17 protein-coding genes and 1 tRNA gene are annotated in these 20,722 nt (G+C 61.8%); 12 read left to right on the top strand and 6 right to left on the bottom strand.

Annotated features, from left to right (window positions below):
* The first annotated feature begins 61 nt into the window (after positions 1-61).
* The 4 genes from NMAG_RS16830 to NMAG_RS16815 all read left to right on the top strand — a co-directional run bounded on the left by NMAG_RS16830 (position 62) and on the right by NMAG_RS16815 (position 5,457).
* Complete coding sequence (locus NMAG_RS16830) at positions 62-2,161, top strand: acetate--CoA ligase family protein (RefSeq protein ID WP_004267783.1); 2,100 nt, start codon at positions 62-64, stop codon at positions 2,159-2,161.
* Complete coding sequence (locus NMAG_RS16825) at positions 2,158-3,420, top strand: phosphotransacetylase family protein (protein WP_004267784.1); 1,263 nt, start codon at positions 2,158-2,160, stop codon at positions 3,418-3,420. The genes NMAG_RS16830 and NMAG_RS16825 overlap by 4 nt, the downstream gene beginning before the upstream one ends.
* 263 nt (positions 3,421-3,683) lie before the next feature.
* Positions 3,684-4,952, top strand: coding sequence for an ArsR family transcriptional regulator (locus NMAG_RS16820; protein ID WP_004267785.1), 1,269 nt, complete (start codon positions 3,684-3,686; stop codon positions 4,950-4,952).
* A 193-nt stretch (positions 4,953-5,145) separates the two neighbouring features.
* The gene (locus NMAG_RS16815; protein WP_394295566.1) at positions 5,146-5,457 is read left to right on the top strand and encodes a PRC-barrel domain-containing protein; all 312 of its coding nucleotides are present in this window, start codon (positions 5,146-5,148) and stop codon (positions 5,455-5,457) included.
* A 3-nt stretch (positions 5,458-5,460) separates the two neighbouring features.
* Here NMAG_RS16815 and NMAG_RS16810 read toward each other — a convergent pair whose 3' ends face one another.
* Positions 5,461-6,909, bottom strand: coding sequence for a DHH family phosphoesterase (locus NMAG_RS16810; RefSeq protein WP_004267787.1), 1,449 nt, complete (start codon positions 6,907-6,909; stop codon positions 5,461-5,463).
* A gap of 168 nt (positions 6,910-7,077) precedes the next feature.
* Here NMAG_RS16810 and NMAG_RS16805 point away from each other — a divergent pair.
* Positions 7,078-7,151, top strand: a tRNA-Lys gene (locus tag NMAG_RS16805).
* A gap of 188 nt (positions 7,152-7,339) precedes the next feature.
* Here the strand turns inward: NMAG_RS16805 and NMAG_RS16800 are convergent.
* On the bottom strand, positions 7,340-8,854 hold the full coding sequence (locus NMAG_RS16800) for a hypothetical protein (RefSeq protein ID WP_004267788.1): 1,515 nt from the start codon (positions 8,852-8,854) through the stop codon (positions 7,340-7,342).
* 367 nt (positions 8,855-9,221) lie between these two features.
* On the opposite strand from NMAG_RS16800, the gene NMAG_RS16795 reads away from it, so the two are divergent.
* The 3 genes from NMAG_RS16795 to NMAG_RS16785 all read left to right on the top strand — a co-directional run bounded on the left by NMAG_RS16795 (position 9,222) and on the right by NMAG_RS16785 (position 11,968).
* Complete coding sequence (locus tag NMAG_RS16795) at positions 9,222-9,890, top strand: helix-turn-helix domain-containing protein (protein ID WP_004267789.1); 669 nt, start codon at positions 9,222-9,224, stop codon at positions 9,888-9,890.
* 173 nt (positions 9,891-10,063) lie between these two features.
* Positions 10,064-10,831 carry an enoyl-CoA hydratase/isomerase family protein gene (locus NMAG_RS16790; protein WP_004267790.1) on the top strand — a complete coding sequence of 256 codons (768 nt, stop codon included), beginning with the start codon at positions 10,064-10,066 and terminating at the stop codon, positions 10,829-10,831.
* Between the two features lie 213 nt (positions 10,832-11,044).
* Positions 11,045-11,968, top strand: a complete 924-nt coding sequence (locus NMAG_RS16785) for a hypothetical protein (RefSeq protein ID WP_004267791.1) — start codon at positions 11,045-11,047, stop codon at positions 11,966-11,968.
* 75 nt (positions 11,969-12,043) lie between these two features.
* Here the strand turns inward: NMAG_RS16785 and NMAG_RS16780 are convergent, their stop codons facing one another.
* The 3 genes from NMAG_RS16780 to pyrB form a co-directional block, all read right to left on the bottom strand.
* Positions 12,044-12,874 (bottom strand): hypothetical protein, encoded by an 831-nt coding sequence (locus tag NMAG_RS16780; RefSeq protein WP_004267792.1) that lies wholly within the window; start codon positions 12,872-12,874, stop codon positions 12,044-12,046.
* Positions 12,875-13,390: 516 nt separating this feature from the next.
* Entirely contained in the window at positions 13,391-13,882 is a 492-nt protein-coding gene (pyrI, locus tag NMAG_RS16775) for an aspartate carbamoyltransferase regulatory subunit (RefSeq protein WP_004267794.1), read from the bottom strand.
* Positions 13,875-14,801, bottom strand: coding sequence for an aspartate carbamoyltransferase (gene pyrB / locus NMAG_RS16770; RefSeq protein ID WP_004267795.1), 927 nt, complete (start codon positions 14,799-14,801; stop codon positions 13,875-13,877). The genes pyrI and pyrB overlap by 8 nt, the downstream gene beginning before the upstream one ends.
* Positions 14,802-14,932: 131 nt before the next feature.
* Between pyrB and NMAG_RS16765 the strand changes: the two genes are divergently transcribed.
* A complete protein-coding gene (locus tag NMAG_RS16765; RefSeq protein ID WP_004267796.1) occupies positions 14,933-15,556 on the top strand; it encodes an RAD55 family ATPase in 624 nt (207 codons plus the stop codon).
* 195 nt (positions 15,557-15,751) lie between these two features.
* Here NMAG_RS16765 and NMAG_RS16760 read toward each other — a convergent pair whose 3' ends face one another.
* Positions 15,752-16,723 carry an FKBP-type peptidyl-prolyl cis-trans isomerase gene (locus NMAG_RS16760; protein WP_004267797.1) on the bottom strand — a complete coding sequence of 324 codons (972 nt, stop codon included), beginning with the start codon at positions 16,721-16,723 and terminating at the stop codon, positions 15,752-15,754.
* Positions 16,724-16,853: 130 nt separating this feature from the next.
* Between NMAG_RS16760 and cyaB the strand changes: the two genes are divergently transcribed.
* The 3 genes from cyaB (at position 16,854) to NMAG_RS16745 (ending at position 20,178) form a co-directional block, all read left to right on the top strand.
* Complete coding sequence (gene cyaB / locus NMAG_RS16755) at positions 16,854-17,519, top strand: class IV adenylate cyclase (RefSeq protein WP_012996838.1); 666 nt, start codon at positions 16,854-16,856, stop codon at positions 17,517-17,519.
* A 108-nt stretch (positions 17,520-17,627) separates the two neighbouring features.
* Positions 17,628-18,833, top strand: coding sequence for a methionine adenosyltransferase (locus NMAG_RS16750; protein WP_004267799.1), 1,206 nt, complete (start codon positions 17,628-17,630; stop codon positions 18,831-18,833).
* A gap of 166 nt (positions 18,834-18,999) precedes the next feature.
* Positions 19,000-20,178, top strand: coding sequence for a tRNA sulfurtransferase (locus NMAG_RS16745; protein ID WP_004267800.1), 1,179 nt, complete (start codon positions 19,000-19,002; stop codon positions 20,176-20,178).
* Positions 20,179-20,722 lie beyond the last annotated feature (544 nt).

Here is a 20,722-nt window from a genome sequence, read left to right as displayed (position 1 = left end):
TCTCCCACCCCGCGGGAAGCCGGGTGCAGTTTTACCTCCCTTGCCGTCGACACTTCGACCGATGGGACGGTTATCCGAGCTGTTCGCCCCCGAGACTGTCGGCGTGATCGGTGCGACCGAACGCGAGGGCGCGGTCGGCCGCGCGATCCTCGAGAACCTCCACCAGGAGTTCGTCGGCGAGGTCGTTCCGATCAACCCGAGCCACGAGACTGTGCTCGGCCTCGAGGCGTATCCAGACGTCGCCAGCGCACCGCCACTCGATCTGGCCGTCGTCGTCGTGCCGCCGCCGGCCGTACTCGAGACGATCCGCGAGATCGGCGAGGTGGGTACACAACACGTGGTCGTCATCACGGCCGGGTTCGCCGAGAGCGGCGGCGAGGGGGCACGACGAGAAGCAGAGTTGCGCGAGATTGCAGCGGAGTACGACCTCAACGTCGTCGGCCCGAACAGCCTGGGCGTCATGTCGACACCGGTGAGCATGAACGCGACGTTCGGCCCGGAGAGCGCCCGTGACGGGTCGATCTCCTTCATGAGTCAGTCGGGGGCGTTCATCACAGCGGTCCTCGACTGGGCGAACGAGCAGGGGATCGGCTTCCAGGACGTGGTCTCGCTCGGCAACAAGACGATCCTGGACGAGACGGACTTCGTCCGCGAGTGGGGAGAGGATCCGGAAACCGACGTGATCATCGGCTATCTCGAGGATATCGACGCCGGCGACGAGTTCATCCGGACGGCCCGGGAGGTCACCGAGGAGACGCCAATCGTGCTCGTCAAGTCGGGCCGGACCGACGCCGGCGCGCAGGCTGCCTCATCACACACTGGCGCAATCGCGGGCAGCGAGCGCGCCTACGAGGCCGGGCTGGAGCAGGCTGGTGTCATCCGTGCGAGTTCCGTCCAGGAACTGTTCGACGCCGCGCGAGCGCTGTCCGGGCTGCCCGCGCCAGAGTCGGACGGCGTCGCCGTCGTAACGAACGCGGGCGGTCCGGGCGTACTCACGACCGACGCGGTCGGTGACTCGACGCTGGGAATGGCTGATTTCACCGACGAGACAATCGACAAACTGCAGGAGGCGATGCCCGACGAGGCAAACGTCTACAATCCGATCGACGCCATCGGCGACGCAGACATCGACCGCTTCGGCCGGGCACTCGAGATCGCCCTCGCTGATCCAAACGTCGGATCGGCGGTCGTCGTCAGTGCGCCGACGGCGGTGATCAAGTACGACAAACTCGCGGAGGTCGTCATCGAAAAGCGCCAGGACTTCGAAAAACCGATCGTCACCAGTCTGATGGGTGGCGACCGGGCCAGAGCGGCCGAAACGGTGCTCCGCGAGTTCGGCATTCCGAACTACTTCGATCCAGCGCGTGCTGTCAGCGGACTCAACGCGCTCGCGCGCTATCGAGACGTTGGCCAGCGGACGAGTGACGAGCCCGCAGCGTTCGACGTCGACCGCGAGCGGGCACGCGAGATTCTCGAACGAGTCGAGCGCCGGGACGACAACCGACTCGGGATCGAGTCGATGGCGTTGCTCGACGCCTACGGCATCCCGACGCCGCCGGGCGAAATCGTCGACGACCCGGCTCGTGCTCGCGAGGTTGCCGAAGCGATCGAGGGCGACGTTGTGATGAAGATCGTGAGCCCGGATATCACTCACAAGTCGGATATCGGCGGTGTGAAAATCGGCGTGAGCGACGACGAGGTGTACGACGCCTACGAGGACGTGGTCGCCCGGGCGCGCAACTACCAGCCCGACGCGACCATCCTCGGCGTGCAGGTACAGGCGATGCTCGATCTGGAGGGGACGACCGAGACCATCGTCGGGGTGAACCGCGATCCGCAGTTCGGCCCGCTCTTGCTGTTCGGGCTCGGCGGCATCTTCGTCGAGATTCTGGAGGATACGTCGGTTCGTGTCGCACCGATCGGCGAGAACGCGGCCCGCGAAATGGTCGACGAAATTCGGGCTGCGCCGTTGTTGCGCGGCGCACGCGGGCGGGAGCCAGCCGATGTGGACGCGATCGTCGAGACGATCCAGCGACTCTCGCAACTGGTCACCGACTTCCCGGCGATTCTGGAACTCGACGTGAACCCGCTCGTTGCGGGACCTGAAGGGGTACAGGCGATCGATCTGCGACTGACCGTCGATACGGAGGAACTGTCATGACCGATACTGATACTGATACCGACACCAACACCGACGCTGCAACCAACACCAACACCGACGCTGCAACCAACACCGACACCGACACCGATCCCGTCACTGACACTGACACTACCGACCACAGCAACACCACCGAGACCGCCAACACGACCACTGAAACCAGGTCGACGAGCGGTCCCACACCCGAAACGGATGCCGACACGCTGCTCGTCGCCTCACTCGAGGAGAGCACCGGCAAAACCGCGATCACCATGGCACTCGCCCGCCTCGCACAGAGCCGCGGCGAGCAGGTCGGCTACATGAAACCCAAGGGGACGCGTCTGCAGAGCAACGTCGGCAAAACGCTCGACGAGGATCCCATGCTCGCCCGCGAACTCCTCGACCTCGACGCGGAAATGCACGACCTAGAACCCGTCGTCTACTCACCGACGTTCATCGAACAGGCCATCCGCAGCCGCGAGGACGCCGGCGAACTCCAGAATCGGATCGTCGAGGCCTACGAGGGCCTCGCCGCCGATTGCGACCGGATGTTCGTCGAAGGTGGCGGTCGCTACGACGTGGGCGGCATTGTCGACCTTACCGACCCAGACATCGCCGCGCTGCTCGACGCCAGCGTTCTGCTGGTCGCCCCCTACGAAACCCCCGGTGACATCGACGACGTGCTGGCCGCTGCCGACGCCTTCGGCGACCGACTCGTCGGCGTCGTCTTCAACAACGTCACCGATGCAGCCTACGACCAACTCGAGACGGATGTCGTGCCGTTCCTCGAAACCAGTGGCGTGACTGTCTTCGGCATTGTTCCGAGCGAGCGGTCGCTCTCAGGCGTCACTGTCGAAACGCTCGCGGACGAACTCGGCGGCACACTGCTCGTCGAGGACGGCGCTGACGCCTACGTCGAGCGCTTCGCCGTCGGCGCGATGGGTGCCGACAGCGCGCTGCGCTACTTCCGCCGGACGAAGGACGCAGCCGTCATCACCGGCGGCGACCGGGCGGAGATTCAGACGGCAGCACTCGAGGCCCCCGGCGTTCGCTGTCTCATCCTGACCGGCGGCCACCGTCCGTCCGGTGCGGTCATCGGGCAGGCGGCCGAGAAGGGACTCCCGATTATTTCGATCCAGACGGATACGCTCACCACGGTCGAACGCGCCGAAGACATCGTCCGCAGCGGTCGGACTCGAGACGCGGCTACCGTCGACCAGATGAAGACGCTGCTCTCCGACCACGCGGCGCTCGATGATCTCTACGAGTCGATGTCGACCTGATCTGGAGCCGCCCGAAACGAAAATGTCGGTGCGTAGTCGGGCAGCCTACCCACCGAACACTGCCGGTTTGTCAGAGGCACCCCGGCACACGAGTATTCAAAGTCGACTCCTATACACTCATTCGTCGATGTACTGCTCACCCTCTGTCACACACACATATATCTGTCGCTCATTCATAAGTGGTCGGCGTCAGAACACTGCCTTCATCCCTCCCGTCCCAGCAAACACCACCATTATCTCCGTGTCGAACACACCTGTCGATTATGGTGAGTGACCACGGGCTGTTCGCCGTCGTTCGTCGTCGCGAACCCCTGCTCCGGCGGCTCTCGTCGGCCCCTGCTCGCCCGTCCGAACTCGCGAGCGAACTCGAGGTGTCCCGGTCGACGGTCGATAGGGGACTCTCGGAGCTGCAGGATGCCGCGTTGGTCGACCAGACGACCAGCGACGGGTGCTGTCAGTACCAGTTGACTGTCGCTGGCGACCTCGCGCTCGGATCGTTCACCCGACTGTCTGCCCGTTTCGATCAGGTAACGCGGACGAGCGAGTTACTCGCGTCGCTCCCGCCAACCGAAGATCTAAGCTGGCGCGTCGTCGATGGCGCGACGCCAATCACGACCTCGACCGAGCCAGCACAGCTCGTTGACTGGCTTCCTGATGAGGTGGTACTCGAGTTGTTTGAGTCCGGGTCCGAGTCTGAGTCCGGGTCCGAGTCTGAGTCTGGATCTGGGTCTGGGTCTGGGTCTGGGTCTGGGTCTGGGTCTGGGTCTGGGTCTGGGTCTGGGTCTGGGTCTGGGTCTGGGTCTGAGTCTGGGTCCAAGTCCGAGTCCGAGTCTGAGTCTGAGTCTGAGTCTGAGTCAAAGAGCCAGGTCACGGGCGAAACTGGGACAGGGAAGGGACCAGGGACGATGCCAAGCCAGGCGGGAGAGACAGTGGACGTACTCGAGCGTACACTCGAGGCGCTGTTACAAACGGGCACGAGCCACCAGGTGGTGGCACCGGGACCGACGCACTGTCTGGCGAGTGCCTACTGCACTGCGGTTGGTGATGCCCAATCGATCGAGGTGACTGCGCCCGCGTCGGCGATCCAGACGTTGCTCTGTACGTTCCGGGAGGGGACCGCGAGTGCGCTTTCGACTGGCCGCCTCGTCTTGCGTGAAGCGCCACAGACGCCGTCGTATGGCCTCATTCTGGTCGATTCTGATACCGAGGCCAATACTGATGTCGATACTGAGAGTGACAGTAGCTGTGGTCGTGGCAGTGGCTGCGATACTGACAGTAGTAGTGGTCCTGGCAGTGGCTGTGATAGTGGCAGTAGTAGTGGCCGTAAGAATGACACTGATGGTGACAGAACACCAACAGCTACTGACTCAAAATCCATACCAACGCCGTTGACGATCGTCCTCATCTGTGATGCAGACGCCGAACCTCGTGGATTGCTCGTCAACGAGGATCCCGTCGCGTGTGAGTGGGCACGCGACCAGATCGCCGCGCTCGCCGACACGGCAGAGCCACTCTCGATGGTACCAGAGTGAACATCGCCACTGGCACAATCCCAGTGCTGGCCCGAAGTTTCTCGTCTCTCACTCTCTTCCAGCGATCCCCACACGGCAGTGCCGTGGATATAGCATACCGAGTGAGTGGTTCTATAGCTCGATATGAACGATCTCGTATCTAGTCGCTACAGCCAACTGTCGCGTCTGACCAACAATTAAGAGCACGCCGCGCATGTGCCCAGACATGGACGGCAACAACACTCACCAGGAGATCACCTCTCTCGTCGGACGCGAGGTCTACTCGAACAGCGGCGTCTTCGTCGGCGAAGTCGAGGACCTGCAACTGAACGTCGACGGCCAGACCGTCACCGGACTCGCACTCGGCAACCTGAACACTGAACTGTTCGCCGAGGAGTCCGCGACCGGGCAGGGCGTCATCGTACCCTACCGCTGGGTGCGTGCGGTCGGTGACGTCATCCTGATCAACGATGTCGTCGAGCGCGTCCGCGACCCCGACGAAGAAGAAACCGAACTGGTCGCCTGAACGCTAACTCCCGTTCGCCCCTTCGGTACCGTCGACGCCCATCGCATCGAACAGCGTTCGCTTGACCGCTTCCTCGGTCAGATCAAGCAGCGTATCCCGCGTATCCTCGGAGATTTCGATCCCAGTGAAGATCCCCAGCGGAATCTCTGCGCTGGCCTGTGTCGAGTGGCCCGCAGTCTCACCCATCTCGCCGTAGGCGTCGTCTAACACCTTGCCGATGTTGATGCGAATGTCCTTCGAGCGGCCCGCGAGGAAGATGGTTTCGTCCGCGATGCCGAAGACGGCCGTCGTCGTGACGCCTTCGAGATTCAGGAGATGACTCGCCGCCTGCGTGAGTGCCTCGCGGTCGCGGACGAGCCCTGCGTTCGAGACGAGGTGACTCCCCTGCACGTCGCGGTTAGCAATCGCCTCCGCGAGCACGTCGAGCGTTTCGGGCGACATCGACGGCGACTCGACCTGTTCTAGGGTGTCGTGGTTCGCAAACGGATAGAGATACGCTGCGGCCGTCAGATCGGCGGGGGTAGTGTCGCGTTTGAAATCCAGCGTCTCCGCGCGGATGCCGTAGAGCAAGGCGGTGGCAACCTCCTCGGAAACGTTCATATCGAACTCCTGGATGTACTTCGTCATAATCGTCGACGTCGAGGACATATTCGGGCGAATGTCGACGAACTCGGGTTCGAACTCCTGGTCTGCCTCACGGTGGTCGATCACCGCATCAACGGAGAGATCGAGTTCGGCTGACGTCTCACGATCGACCAGCGCGACACTGTCGTAGACCGACCGATCCTCGATTTCGTCCCACTGCACGAGGTCGATGCCGAGCAGATTGACGAACGCCCGATTCTCCTGATGGCCCACGTCGCCCAGATAGATGATATCCGACTCGACGCCGAGATGATCTGCAATCGCCTGCAACGCCGCCGCGCTCGCAATCGAGTCCGGATCCGGGCTGTCCTGCGTGATGATCGCCAGCCGCGTTCCCGTCTCCTCGACCAACTGGGCGAGTTTGCCAGCGTTGTACTCGAGTTCACCGGACTCGAGTGCGCGGAGTGCGGATTCGGCGATGACGGAGGAGGGGTTGATGACGATGTCTGCGCCGAGGGTAGAGAGTTCGTCGCCGGAGACGGGGTCGCTTGCTCGGGCGACGACGAACTGGTTGTCGTTGTCGGCGCGGATGTGTTCGACGGCTTGCTTGTTCGATTCGACGTCGGAGGCGAGGATGAGGACGACGTCGCGGTCGTCGACGAGGTCGGCGACCTCGGGTTCGCTGATGTCGGCTGTGCGGGCGTCTAGGTCCTGATCGCGGAGCGATTCGACGCGATTTTCGTCGCGGTCGACGATCAGTACGTCCTTCCCCTGTTCGACGAGTTCTTCCGCGACGGCGTAGCCGACGCTCCCACAACCCAAGATAGCGTAGTCAGAGATCGACGAAATCGTAACCCCCGTGCTCATGTGAACGTGTGGTCGGACCGACCGCACTTAACCTTCCCGAAGATTGTGACGTCGTGATAGTGTGTATATCCATCTCGATGGATCGACCGTGATCGAGCGTGGCGCTCTCTGTCACAACGCAACTCAAGGGAAACGTATTTTACCAGTCGACAAAAAGTCGAAGGTGAAGGGCCGGTAGCTCAGTCCGGCAGAGCGTCTGACTCTTAATCAGACGGTCGCGTGTTCAAATCGCGCCCGGCCCGCTTTCTGCGAGGAACAATTCGTGACGAGCAGAGCGGCGACCGCGATTTGAAGGAGACCAGAAAGGCACAGCGAAGCGAGCATTTCTGGGTGTCGTTCAGAATCGCGCCCGGCCCGCGTTCTCGCCATAGTCACTGTTTGAATTGCCAGATCCGAGCCAATACGAGAGTGCTCACGAGGCAGTGCCGACTTACCGGTCGTCCCGAACACCCGCAGGGAAGTCGTTGGCCGGCAACTGGACGCCACCGGAATCGCCCGTGATTCGAAGCGAATACGCGTCCGACGCCGGATTTGCGTAACAGTTTTCGACAGTAACGTCGCTCGCACCGTTAAGAACGATCGGCGTATCCGTCGTTTCGAACTCGCTGTCGGCGAGCCGATAGTCGGAGCCACGAAGTTCGATCCCGCGACGGCGGGTCGTGCCGTGCTGTTCGACATCGAGGCCGGTAAACTCACAGGAGTGCCGTTCACAGAAGATTGCGTGCCGCAGCGTCGTGCCAGGTGCATCACCCGTCACCCGAAGGCCGGAGACGTCGACCGCACCGCCGTCGCTGCCGAGGAGTCGCAAAGCATTTGCACTCCCGTCGATATCGACGGTGACGTCGTCGATAATCGCCGGCCCCGTTTCGGGGTCGAGTCGGATACCGTTGTTTGGCTGCGCGCCGATACTGATCTCGGTGTTCGAGATGGTCGTCTCGTCGACGGGATTCATCACCCTGATCGCATCGCCGTTCGGTTCGGGAATGTCGATCTCGACGCCCTCGATGTGGAACTCCTCGCCGCGGTCGATTCGAATTGCGTGCTGGCCCGCCGAGTCGTGCGGGTCGTCGTTGACGGTGATCGTCGCGTTTCTGATTGCACCGGTGGTCCCGCTGAGACGGATGGATGCGGTCCCGCTGTTCTGGTAGTGGCCGCCATCAACGCCGATTCGACCGGTCTCGTTCGAGGCGTACAGGCCGTTGTCCGGGAACCCACCCAGAATACAGTTCTCGAAGACGAGCGTGCCACGGTGGTGCTGATTGATCCCGAATCCGGTGGCGCCACGCCACATGTTGCCCGCGTTCGGCGTCTCATCAACGTGGACGGCACCGTCTGGTGCGTGGAAACAGTAGACGAGCCCCTCACCCTCCGGATCGGTGATGTTGAACAGCCCTGGCCCCCAGGTGCCGCTATCGTGGACTCCGTGTACCGTCACGTGGCGGACAAGGAGCCCATCCTCGACTTCGGCGTTGATGACCCTGATTCCCGTTTCCGACGCGGTCTGATCGATATCGAAGCCCTCGAATCGAAGGTTGCGACCAGGTCTGTCGCTCGTCCCGAGACGGAACAGACGATACTGCGGGCCCTCGAACTCGTGAAAGTTTGCCGGGACGAGCGTCGCACCGTCTCCCACAAACCCGACGTTCTCGAACCGGGTGAACCGGAGTTGTTCGTCCATGTAGTACCGTCCCTCTGGGAACTCGATGAGCGTGTTATCGTCAACGTGGTCCCGGAGAACGGGAGTGATCGATTCGCTACCAGTCGGGTCCGCGCCAGCGTCGACGATATCGACGACAGTGTCGTACTGTGCTGCGAGGTCACCGTCTTGTGCCGCCCCGGCCTCACTGAGTGAGAGCACTCCGCCGATCCCGGCCATCCCTGCGACCGTTCCAGTGAGATACTGTCGACGACTCCACTTCCGTTCGTGCGTATCCTTCGACGTCACGTTCTCCGTACGGTCAGCCCGGGGATTTACGTATAGGTGGCGTAAGCCCTCCACCCAACCGATCGTCATACTGGAACACTCCTCGCGAGTCGATCACACTAACGCCTGCGTGCGGTTCCCGCCGACCGCTGCCACACGCTTGCGATAGATAGAACGGCCCGAGTTCTTTCAAGCTGTACAGCACACAACCGTTGTCTGCTCGAAACAGTCCTGTTTCGCCTTCTGGCACCGTTTTCAACGTCAATTCCGAACCAACTGGCTGTAACTCACGTTTATATACCAGACGAAGTGACGGTCACTACTGTCGCTGCTAATCTCTTTGGAAATGCGGTTAATGCCGTCCCCGTTTAACGATTGAATCGAATCCATGACATCGATCGCAGACATCGAATTCTCGGCCGAGGGTACCGGACTGGGCGAACTCTTCGAGGCCGTCCCCACACTCACGTGCGAGATGGAGTGTGTTATCGCCTCGAACGGGCACAGCCTCTGGCTGTCGGGACCGTCACAAGAGATGATCGACGACGCGCTCGCAACCTCGTCGGCGGTCGATGCGTACTCGCTGATCGACAGCGATGACGGCCGCTGGTTGTACGACATCGAGTTCGACCCGGAGACGGTCGACGTCTTCGAAACCGTCATCGACGAGGGCGGAACCGTACTCAGCGCCTCCGCCTCGAACGGAACCTGGCTCCTGAGCGTTCGCGTCCTCGAGCGCGATCACGTCAGCTCGCTGTACGACCGACTCGTCGACAACGACGTCTCACCGACGATCGTTCGCCTCTACGATCTCGAGTCGGAGAGCCACTCTCAGTGTGGCCTGACGAGCCGACAGTACGAGACGCTGGTCGCCGCAATCGATCACGGCTACTTCGAGATTCCGCGCGAGGTCTCGATGCAAGAACTGTCCGAGGAACTCGACATCTCTCACCAGGCACTGTCCGAACGCCTCCGACGCGCCTATCGCGCGCTGGTCACCTCCGAACTCAACGTCGCCGAAGACGAAGTCGCGACGGCACCGATGCCGTCGGACTAACGCCCAGCCACATTCAACAGCACTCGTGACAACGGCCGGTACTCGAGTCCCTCACCAGTAGTCTGGGATTGGTAGCGCGCCAGCACGCCAGCGCGACAGCGGGTCGACGCGTCAACGCGCCATCGATTTTCGCGGAACAGCACCATTAAGAGTCAGGTCTCTGTCTCTCCACTATGGAGATCGACAGCGACGACGGCGTTCTGCGACTCACGTTCGACCGCCCAGGTGTGCTCAACGCGATCACCCGCGAGACCGCGTCGACGCTTGCGGACACGATCACTGACGCCACTCCCGAGGAGTATCACGCGATCGTCATCACTGGCGAGGGCGACGCGTTCAGTGCCGGCGGCGACATTGAAGCGATGGCCGCCGAACCCGACCCGCCACGACAAGCCTACGAGGAAGTCACCGAGACGTTCGGCCGTGTCGTCGAGGCGATGCTCGAGTGTCCCGTGCCAATCGTAGCAAAGGTGAACGGCGACGCAGTGGGTGCGGGCCTTGCAATCGTCGCGCTCTCGGACATTGCCTATGCGGCCGAGGATGCGACCTTCTCCTGTGCGTTCGTTCGCGTTGGCCTCATTCCAGACACCGGCGGGACGTTCATGCTTCCGCGGTTGATCGGCCTTCGTGCTGCGAAGAAACTCGCGTTCACCGGTGAATTCTTCGACGCAGAGCGTGCGGCGGATCTCGATCTGATCAACGAGTCGATGCCGGCCGACGAACTCGACGAACGGGTGACGGAGACGGTCGAGCGACTCGGCCGTCGGCCAACGGACGTGATCGGCATGATGAAGCAGGCGATGCACGAGAATATGGGTCGACAGTGGGACGAGGCGCTGGATTACGAAAATCTGCTGCAGGTCCACGCTCGCGCCACTGAGTCCCACGAGGAGGGTGTTGCTGCGTTCCTTGAAGGACGAGAGCCTGCATTCAACGAGTAGCCACGTCCGGTTGGGGTCGTGCACGCGACCTCTCGTTTTGTATCGAGGTGTTGTCCAGCGGTACGATATTTTGATGAGCGCGGTACTCGAGAGGAGCAAGGATGATGACAGAAGTAGTGGCGGTGAGGGCGGCCGAGACACGCGTTGGTGGCAAACTCGCAAGCCAGCGCAAGCACCACCATCTTGGTCGTGTTTGACATACTCGTTGGTGCAATGTCTCCACAATTTACAGACGACGACGTCGGAAAGACGGTTGTGAACGCGGCGGGTGACGAGGTCGGTATCGTCGCCGACGTCGAACACGGGACGGCACACGTCGAACCGGATCCGGGTATCGCGGACACAATTAAGGCGAAACTCGGCTGGGGCGGGACCGACGATGCGTATCCGTTGCAGGAGACGGCAGTTGCGGAGATGACTGACGACGCGATTCATCTCCAGAGTGATTTGTCGGGGACTGGTCCAGGGACCAGTACTGGTGCCGGTGCCGGTGCTGGTGCTGGTGCTGGTGCTGGTGCTGGTGCTGGTGCTGGAACCAGTACGGGACGAGAGACAGAGTCGGGCGGAATGACGGACACAGATACCGGTCGAGGCGACCGGACTGACGATAGCGGGTTGATGGACGACGACCGAGACGACGACAGCCTCATCGGCGATGATGACCACGACGATGACAGCCTCATCGGTGACGACGACCACGACGATGACAGCCTCATCGGTGACGACGACCACGACGATGACGGACTGATCGGAGACGATGACCGGGATGACGACAGTCTCATCGGTGACGATGACGACGGCATTATGGACGACGATAGCCGTCGCGGAGACGACAGCGGCATCATGGACGATGACCGTGATGATGACAGCCTCATCGGAGACGACGACCGAGACGATGATAGTATGCTCGGCGACGACCATGGCGACGACGGTCTGATGGACGATGACCGTGGCGACGATGGCCTCATGGACGATGACGACCGCCGCGGCCGATCGGACGACGACGGCATCATCGATGACGACGACGATGACCTGATTGGTGACGACGACAGCGACCTCATGGACGACGATACCGACGACGAGGGGCTGTTAGATGACGACGACGATGACGACATCGTCGGCGACGACACCCGGTAGGTCACTCGACTCTATTTCCGTTCTTCCCGTCTCAGAGCCACCAGAATAGTGCTAAAGTGCTAGAACAGTGCTACTCTACTGCGGCTCGCCGTGTGAAACACCTTCCCGCTCGTCGGCACGTCGCCTGCGCAGCGCCGCTCGCGCGTTCGATGCCTCGTACCCGAAGAACACTCCCTCAGCGTAGTGTTCTGCCACCTCGAGCGCGTGAATCAAATTATCGATCTCGATATCGATCGCGTACAGCTCGATGCTGAAGGGCGTCTCGAGTGCACTCTGGAATCCCTTCGCGATCGTCTCGAGCCAGTAGGTCGTCTCGTAGGCCATATCGTACAGCGGGATGACGAACTCGTCGACGTGTTCCTCGAGTGCGTCGAGATCCAGCCCGGCACGTTCGTAGAGGTGGCCGGGGTATGGGTCCGGGTAGAGCGTCAGGTAGACGCGGCCGGGGATTCGCTCGGCGGCTTCGGCGACGAAGTCCGTGATCACGTCGGCGCGCCAGGCCTGACGGTCGTCGAACTCGCTGGCCTCGAAGGCCTGTTCGCAGACGCCACAGCGACAGTATCCTTCGCGAGGGAAGCCGACGTCGTCGAGTCGAACGTCCTCGTTAGCCGCGACGCAGTCGTCGATAATCTCGAGGAGGCCCTCGCGGTAGTCCTGTCGAGACGGGCAGATGTAGGCCCAGTCGAAGTATTTTCGATCACGGGTTGCGGGACGACCCATATCGTCGACGGGGATGAGCGACGGGTCTGCATCTGCGGCCGCGTTGTCGCCGAAGCAGGAGACCATGTTCACCCCGTCCTCGATCGGGTCGGCAGACCGGCCGGTCACGTCCTTGACTTCGTAGAATCCGCGGTCGAACTCCGGCCACCGGACTTCTTCAGCGTTGCGAGTGACGACGCCGTACATACTGCAGCGTACGACGCCGTGCCTGTAAGCCGTTCGGATCGAGGACTGAGGATCGGGGATCGAGGATCAGGGATCGTTGACCGGCCGGACCGGAACAGAGCGGACCGGAACGGACCGGAACGAATCAGGGAAGGGATCCGATCCGCAGTCGTGTCGACGCTCGAACGGTTGTGTACTATTGGTGAGACTATGCGTGACGTCGCGTCGATTACTCGACGGGGTCGTACTCGATCTCGTCGTCGATGTCGCTGCCGCTCGTGCTGAGAAGTTTCCAGAGGACGGCGATGACGACCAGGGCGAGTACGACTTTAATCGTGCGTGACATATACACCATAACAATCGATCGGCTCGTACTTAGCTATTCTGGACGGTTCTCTCCTCGTGAAAATATAGCACACCTATCGTATTCGGCCCCTCTTTTGCACAGCGAGAATCGGCGGCAACGTGACAGAGTGGACTCCACCTTCACGTCGCCGATCACCGCCTTGCTGCCCCACCACCTCTCGCTGGTGGCACTCAGTTCGTATCGATCAGTTCTGCAATACCCTCGCGCGTGATCGTTTCGCAGTACGAACAGCGGACGGCGTCATCGAGTACCTCGAACCGAGAGGTGACCGGCTCGCCGTCGGTCGTGATGCAGTCTGCGTTCGGACAGGAGAGGACACCCTCAACGACGGCGGGACGCTCGACGCGGTGTTTCTCTACGACATCGTAGTCGCGGACGATGTTGATCGAGGCATCGGGTGCGATCAGCGAGAGTACGTCGACCTCGTCCTGGCTCAGTTCGCGGCCCTCGACCTTGACAATGTCCTTGCGCGCGAGGCGGTCCGAGGGAACGTTCATTCCGACGGAGACCTCCTCGCCTTTACTGCCGTCGATGCCCAAAATTGCGAGCACGTTCAGCGCCTGGCCACCGCGGACGTGGTCGATGACGGTCCCGTCCTGGATCTTGCTGACGCGCAGTTCGTGGTCCGCGTTGCCGTCGTGATGATCGTGATCGTCACTCATCGGTCTCACCTCCTGACAGCAACAGATCAAGCAGCGCCATCCGCACCGGCACCCCGTTGTGTGCCTGCTCGAAGTACGCCGCGTGCTCCGTCTCGTCGATTTCCGGCGCAATCTCGTCGACCCGCGGCAGCGGGTGCATGATCGTCAGGTCGTCACTCGCGTCCTCGAGTGTCTCCAGATCGATCTGGTACTCGCCGGCGACCTTCTGATACTCGTTCTCGTCCGGGAACCGCTCGCGCTGAATCCGCGTGACGTAGAGCACGTCGAGCGAGGGAAGGACGGACTCGAGTGCCTCGTGTTCGCGGATCTGGGTGTCGTCTTGCTGGTGGAGGTCGTAGACGACTTCGCGAGGCAGTTGCAGGCTCTCGGGGCTGATGAAGTGCTGGTGTGTGTCGAAGTTGGTGAGCGCGTAGGACAGCGAGTGGACGGTGCGGCCGTACTTCAGATCGCCCATGATGCCGATGGTGAGGTCGTCCAGCCCTGCGTTTTCTCGAATCGTGTAGAGGTCGAGCATCGTCTGGGTTGGGTGGTGGCCCGCGCCGTCGCCGGCGTTCAGCAGTGGGACGTCGACGAACTCGCATGCCATCGCGGCGGCTCCCTGTTTGGGGTGACGAAGGACGAGGGAGTCGGCGTAGCCCTCGATGACGCGGACGGTGTCCGCGAGTGTCTCCCCCTTTTTGACACTCGAGGACTCGACCGAGCCCATGTCGACGACGGAGCCACCGAGGCGCTTCATCGCGGTTTCGAAGCTCATCTTCGTCCGTGTGCTTGGTTCGAAAAAGAGCAGGCCGAGCACGGCGTTCGCGTGGCGGTTGGCGACGGCATCCGGATCGTCGGCGATCTCGGCTGCCCGATCGAGGACAGTCTCGATGTCCGCCCGCGAGAGTTGTTTGCTCGTGATGAGGTGATCGTGGCGCATTCGTTCGTGTTGGCTCTTGCATTCCTCTTGAATCCCACCATTCCGCGTCGCCGTCTCGATTCACCACCTGGCGTGACAGTACTACAAAGGCAAAGAATTATGCACGAACTACAGAAAGACACGATATCCGTATGGTAGAACGGCTGGAGACCGGGATCGACGTGCTGGATCGAAAACTCGACGGTGGGCTCCCGCCGGGCTGTCTCGTCGCGTACACTGCAGCCCCCGCCAGTCAATCGGAACTCCTGTTGTACGAGCTGACCGCGGCACGTGGCACGCTGTATCTCTCGACCGAACGGTCGACCGATGCTGTCCGCCACGCCGTCGAGAACTCGCCGTCTGACGTCGGCAACCCGACAATTCGACACGTCGGCAGCGATGCCCCGATCACGGAAACACGGAAACTCATCAACGCCCTTCCCGATGGTGCGAACCTGATCATCGACACCATGGACGTTCTCGAGCACACCGACCGCGAGGAGTTTATCTCGTTCCTCAACGACCTCAAGACTCAGATGCTCGAGAAAAACGGTATCGCCGTCCTCCACTGCCTGAAAGGCGACGAACCGACGAACCGGTCTCGAACCTTCCATGCAGCGGACGCGGTTTTCGATCTCCAGACCGCAATCTCCGGTGCCGAACTCGAGAACCACCTCACCGTTCCCAAGTTCCGCGGCGGCAGCCAGCCGACCGAGGCGATCAAACTCGAGTTGACTGAAGAGGTGGCGATCGATACGAGTCGAGATATCGCCTGAGTTCGCCGTTCCCGCGCCCCATTTTTAGTTCCTGTTTCTGGTCTTGGTCCTGATATCGGTCTCAGCTCCCGCGATTTCAGCTCCAAGTGACACTGTTTGCGCGCTACACAGACCCGACGTTCGGCTCAGCGGAACCACCACAGTCGAGACTGATACTGTCTGAAACCGCAAGAACTGAAACCGCTGGTCGCAGGGTTACTCTTCTGCGCCTTCGAGTTCGTCGACGATCTCGTCGGCGTCGACATCGGCGTCCTCGAGTGCTTCCTCGATGTCGCCACCGCCCATGCCGCCCATACCACCCATCATGCCGGGCATGCCCATGCCACCCATGCCGTCGATGACTTCCTGGACGATGACGCGGTCGACACCGATCTGGTCGATGATGTCCTGACCGATCTGCTGCTTGCCCATCATCCACTGCTGGTTCATGGTCATCTGTGGCGTGGCCTCGAGGTAGAGCGTCTCCTTCTCGACGACCTCAGTCTCGAACTCAGGCTCTGCGTCTTCGTCCTCATCTGCGTCCTCGTCAGGCTCGACTGGGACTTCCTCCTCGACGTCGTCAGTCTCGATCCAGAGTTCTGGCTCGAGGCCGAGGTACATCTCGAAGAGGCCGGCAGCCTGCTGTTCGCGGTCGTCGACGACGTCGAGAACCTCGAACTCGTACTCGACATCCTCGCCGGCCAGCGGGTGGTTGAAGTCCACACGCGCGCGGCCGCCGATGATCGTGCTGATGTAGCCCTGCTGGCCGTCGACCTGCACGTTCGCACCGGGGTAGCGGTCGTCCTCGTCGATCTTCTCGGCGCTGACCGTCTGGACGTTGTCGGGGTCGTACTCCCCGAAGGCATCCTCGGCGTCGATCGTTACGCTGCCGGTGTCGCCCGTTTCGGAGCCGACGATGGCTTCCTCGACACCCTCGAAGATGTGGCTCTCGCCGAGGACGATCGTGCGTGGTTTGAACTCCTGGTTCTGGTCTGCGACACCCTCCTCTTCGGCGACCTCTGGGTCGGTCGTGTCGACCAGCTGGTCACCGTCGGCGGTGTATGCAGTGTACTCGAGTTCGACGAAGTCGCCGTCCTGAAGCCCCTCGGCTTCGGTTGCGTCTTCGTCGGCTTCCGCTTCGACGTCATCGGCCTGCTCATCGAGCTCGGCCTCCTGTTCCTCGGTCATACGTTGTACGTCCCGCCGTCGACATTTAAGTACGACGCTTTGGCCCGAGAACGCGTCCACGCGGCGACTGGTAGCTGTGGCTACCGACGAGAACGACCGATACTTACGGCCGCTACCCGTTCGAACGGCCATGTACGAGGTCGAAGTGAAGGTGCCCGCGGAACTCGACCGTGTTCGGTTGCTACTCGAGGACGGAACCGATGCTGAGGACGACGACGGAATCGGAGACGAAGACGACAGCACAGCACTCGATGCGACACCGGCGGGAACGGTTATCCAGACCGACACGTACTACGATGCTCCACACCGGACGTTCGCCGAGACGGACGAAGCGCTCCGGATTCGGCGGGAACGTCGTTCAGATTCGGATCAAAACAGAGCCGACGGACACGACGGCGACACACGCGTCACCTACAAGGGACCGCTCGTCGACGACGAGTCGAAGACCCGCGAAGAGGCAGAAACTGCCATCGGTGACGGTGAAACGTTCGATACGATTCTGTCGAACCTCGGCTTCGAGCCAGCCGCGACGGTTCGCAAGGAACGCGAGCGCTACACGGTCGAACTCGCCGAGACGGACGCCACAGAGTCAGCCTCCACTCTCTCGACAGACTTCACAATTACTCTCGACACCGTCGACGACGTCGGCGAGTACGTCGAGGTCGAAACCGAGGTCGAGAGCGAGACCGAACTCGAGTCCGCCCGCGCCGGCGCGTACACTGTACTCGAATCCCTCGGCCTCGACCCTGACGATCAGCTCCGGACCTCGTATCTCGGGCTCTTGCTTGACGCCTAACGCCCGATTGCCCGCCGAACGCAGTCGATCGGTGGATAACTGCCAGGTATTTTCCGCCGTTGATCTGTTTCCGCAAGTTATAGAACCACGCTCCGTTTAGAGCCGGCAATGAGCGAGCGGAACATTCGGGTCGAGCCAATCGACCGACAGGCAGTCGAAGATCAGGAGGTCGAAATCGTCGAGCGAAAGGGGATCGGACATCCGGACTCGATCTGTGACGGCGTCGCAGAGAGCGTTGCCGGCGCACTCGCACGCGAGTATCTGGACCGTGTCGGCGAAGTGCTGCACTTCAACACAGACGAGACGCAGCTCGTCGCCGGCGAAGCCGCCCCCGCCTTCGGCGGCGGCGAGGTCGTCGACCCCATCTATCTGCTGATCGTCGGTCGTGCGACCAAACACTACGAGGGTCAGACCATCCCGACCGAAACGATCGCACTGCGCGCAGCGCGCGAGTACCTCGAGGAGACCATCCCGCAACTCGAGTACGGCGAGGATATCGTCGTCGACGTGAAGCTCGGTGAGGGGAGTGGTGACCTGCAGGACGTCTTCGGGGAGGACGAAGTGAGCGTCCCAATGGCCAACGACACGAGCTTCGGCGTTGGTCACGCACCACTGACGGAGACGGAGCAGATCGTCTCCGAGGCCGAGGCGCGCCTGAACGGTGAGTTCGCAGACGAGAACCCATACGTCGGCCCAGACGTGAAGATTATGGGCAAGCGCGAGGGCGACACGATCGATGTTACCGTCGCGGCGGCGATGATCGACGAGCACATCGCGGACCTCGATGCGTACGCAGACGCCGTCGAATCGGTTCGCGAGTTCGTTTCCGAAGTCGCGGCCGAGCACACTGACCGGGAGGTCAACGTCCACGTCAACACGGCCGACGACTACGAGGAGGGCTCGATCTATCTCACCGTCACCGGCACCTCGGCAGAGCAGGGCGACGACGGCTCCGTCGGCCGCGGCAACCGCGCGAACGGACTCATTACGCCGAATCGCTCCATGTCGATGGAGGCGACGAGTGGCAAGAACCCGGTCAACCACATTGGCAAGATCTACAACCTGCTTTCGACGCAGATCGCCGAGGAAGTCGTCGCCGAAGTCGACGGCATCCGCGACATGCGTGTGCGCCTACTCTCCCAGATCGGCCGTCCGATCGACGAGCCACACGTCGCCGACATCCACGTCGTCACGGCTGACGACGTCGAACTCGCAGACGTTCAGGACGAGATCGAAGCGATCGTCGACGACGAACTCGCGAACGTCACAGACATTACGCGAAAGGTTATCGACGGCGAACTGACGACGTTCTAACTCGGCGCTCGATTCGATTCGCTTTCGGTTGCGTTTCGCAGTTTCTCTCCTTCTGCTCAGCAGTTAGCGGCGGTAGAAAGCCGACTCACTGTCGAGGTGAGTGCGCCGACCCGGTCACCGATCGTCGCTCGTAACCCCCTTATGGCGCGCCTTCATAGCGCTGTCCATGCACCTGCCGGGAGCCGATACCGTCCTCATCCGCCACGGGGACGTCAACACCAAGAGTAACACAGTCAAGCGGTACATGGAGGACTGTCTCGCGGAGAATCTTACTGCCCTCCTCGCGGACCGCTCGATCCCCGGCGAGGTCGAACGTCGGTGGAACCGACCCCTGATTCACACCGACGAAGAACACGTCGAGGCCGCCACGGCGACCGCTGCGGACGCCTTCGGCGTCGTCTCCGCAAGCGCCGTCCGAACCGTCGACACCGCGAAGGGAGAAATCTGCGCCGCGCTCACCGAGGCCGCCGAGGCGTGCTACGACGGCGGCAGCTTTGCGGTCGACGCCCGCCGCGCCGACAAGACCCTCCCCTACACGAGCGAGGACCTCGCCCGGGAGGGCGGCACCGCCATCTGGGACGCCGTCGAAGACGAGTTCGAGCCCGAAGTCGACCTCGACGACCCGGACCTCACCTTCGGCGTCGAGGTTCGGGAAGACTTCGCGTTCATCTACCTCGAGAAAGTGCCGGGACCGGGCGGACTTCCACTCGGTGCCCAGGAGCCGGTCATCGCGCTGATCAGCGGCGGGATCGATTCCCCCGTCGCAGCCTACGAAATGATGCGACGCGGCAGCCCAATCGTGCCGGTGTACGTCGATCTCGGTGCCTACGGCGGCATCGACCACGAGGTCCGCGCGATGGAAACCGTCCGAACGCTCTCGCGCTACGCACCCAACTTCGACATGCAGGTCTACACAGTTCCCGGCGGTGAGACCGTCGACCTGCTCGTCGAGACGATGGAACAGGGCCGGATGCTCTCGCTACGCCGTTTCTTCTACCGCACGGCGGAACACCTCGCAAGCCGCGTCGACGCCCACGGCATCGTCACTGGCGAAGCGGTCGGACAGAAATCGAGCCAGACACTCCAGAACCTCGGCGTCACCAGCCGCGTGACCCGACTGCCGATCCACCGCCCGCTGCTCACCTGGGACAAAGCCGACATCGTCGCCAAAGCCCGCGAGATCGACACGTTCACCCAGTCGACGATCAACGCCGGCTGTAACCGCGTCGCCCCCGACCGCGCCGAAACCAACGCCCGACTCGAGCCGCTACTCGAGTACGAACCGGACGACTTGTTCGAGCGAGCGGAAGAAGCGGCGCGACAGTCTGAACTCGTCGAGCCCTGAGTCGAAAACGGGTTACTTCGGCGACAAAGGCGTTCTGAAGCCACAATCCGGGAAATCGTATTAGAGAGCAAACAGTCTGACACGCTCAGCGGAAGTGCTGGTGAGAGTGGTTACCAGTAGAGCCGTCGGTCCACTTGCTGTCTGCCACGAGTCGCGTATTCGATACAGAGCGCGAATTGAACGGTGGGCGGGGAGTCGTTCCAGCGTGGGCGTGGGATCACTGCAGGTTCGACGAAAACAGTCGAAGAACGATGAGACTCCAGAGAACGAGTCCAACCCCGTAAAAAAAGAGTCGTACCTGGAACGGAGCGTCAGGGGAAACTCCCGACCAGATTCCCGTATCATCGACCGGCGTTCCTACCTCGCCATACTCACCGTATCCAGACTGACCCGAAGTGACCTGTCCAGCAGTCCCGCCACCGACCGCTATACAGATGATACCAAGGCCAGCCAGTCCGACGATGAGGAGTCCCGAACGAGTGAGACCATACACGAGCGCGACGGTTAGCACACCCAACACGCACGTATCCATCACCAGCGGTTT

The organism is Natrialba magadii ATCC 43099, assembly GCF_000025625.1.
GTDB lineage: Archaea > Halobacteriota > Halobacteria > Halobacteriales > Natrialbaceae > Natrialba > Natrialba magadii.
Note: the sequence above shows the minus strand (reverse complement) of the source record. Positions and strands in the feature narration are given on the sequence as shown.

What these genes read in the sequence shown, in the direction of transcription:
- NMAG_RS16830 (WP_004267783.1), top strand. Translation starts at nt 62, where the DNA reads ATGGGACGGTTATCCGAGCTGTTCGCCCCCGAGACTGTCGGCGTGATC.
- NMAG_RS16825 (WP_004267784.1), top strand. Translation starts at nt 2,158, where the DNA reads ATGACCGATACTGATACTGATACCGACACCAACACCGACGCTGCAACC.
- NMAG_RS16820 (WP_004267785.1), top strand. Translation starts at nt 3,684, where the DNA reads ATGGTGAGTGACCACGGGCTGTTCGCCGTCGTTCGTCGTCGCGAACCC.
- NMAG_RS16815 (WP_394295566.1), top strand. Translation starts at nt 5,146, where the DNA reads ATGTGCCCAGACATGGACGGCAACAACACTCACCAGGAGATCACCTCT.
- NMAG_RS16810 (WP_004267787.1), bottom strand. Translation starts at nt 6,909, where the DNA reads ATGAGCACGGGGGTTACGATTTCGTCGATCTCTGACTACGCTATCTTG.
- NMAG_RS16795 (WP_004267789.1), top strand. Translation starts at nt 9,222, where the DNA reads ATGACATCGATCGCAGACATCGAATTCTCGGCCGAGGGTACCGGACTG.
- NMAG_RS16790 (WP_004267790.1), top strand. Translation starts at nt 10,064, where the DNA reads ATGGAGATCGACAGCGACGACGGCGTTCTGCGACTCACGTTCGACCGC.
- NMAG_RS16785 (WP_004267791.1), top strand. Translation starts at nt 11,045, where the DNA reads ATGTCTCCACAATTTACAGACGACGACGTCGGAAAGACGGTTGTGAAC.
- NMAG_RS16780 (WP_004267792.1), bottom strand. Translation starts at nt 12,874, where the DNA reads ATGTACGGCGTCGTCACTCGCAACGCTGAAGAAGTCCGGTGGCCGGAG.
- pyrI (WP_004267794.1), bottom strand. Translation starts at nt 13,882, where the DNA reads ATGAGTGACGATCACGATCATCACGACGGCAACGCGGACCACGAACTG.
- pyrB (WP_004267795.1), bottom strand. Translation starts at nt 14,801, where the DNA reads ATGCGCCACGATCACCTCATCACGAGCAAACAACTCTCGCGGGCGGAC.
- NMAG_RS16765 (WP_004267796.1), top strand. Translation starts at nt 14,933, where the DNA reads ATGGTAGAACGGCTGGAGACCGGGATCGACGTGCTGGATCGAAAACTC.
- NMAG_RS16760 (WP_004267797.1), bottom strand. Translation starts at nt 16,723, where the DNA reads ATGACCGAGGAACAGGAGGCCGAGCTCGATGAGCAGGCCGATGACGTC.
- cyaB (WP_012996838.1), top strand. Translation starts at nt 16,854, where the DNA reads ATGTACGAGGTCGAAGTGAAGGTGCCCGCGGAACTCGACCGTGTTCGG.
- NMAG_RS16750 (WP_004267799.1), top strand. Translation starts at nt 17,628, where the DNA reads ATGAGCGAGCGGAACATTCGGGTCGAGCCAATCGACCGACAGGCAGTC.
- NMAG_RS16745 (WP_004267800.1), top strand. Translation starts at nt 19,000, where the DNA reads ATGCACCTGCCGGGAGCCGATACCGTCCTCATCCGCCACGGGGACGTC.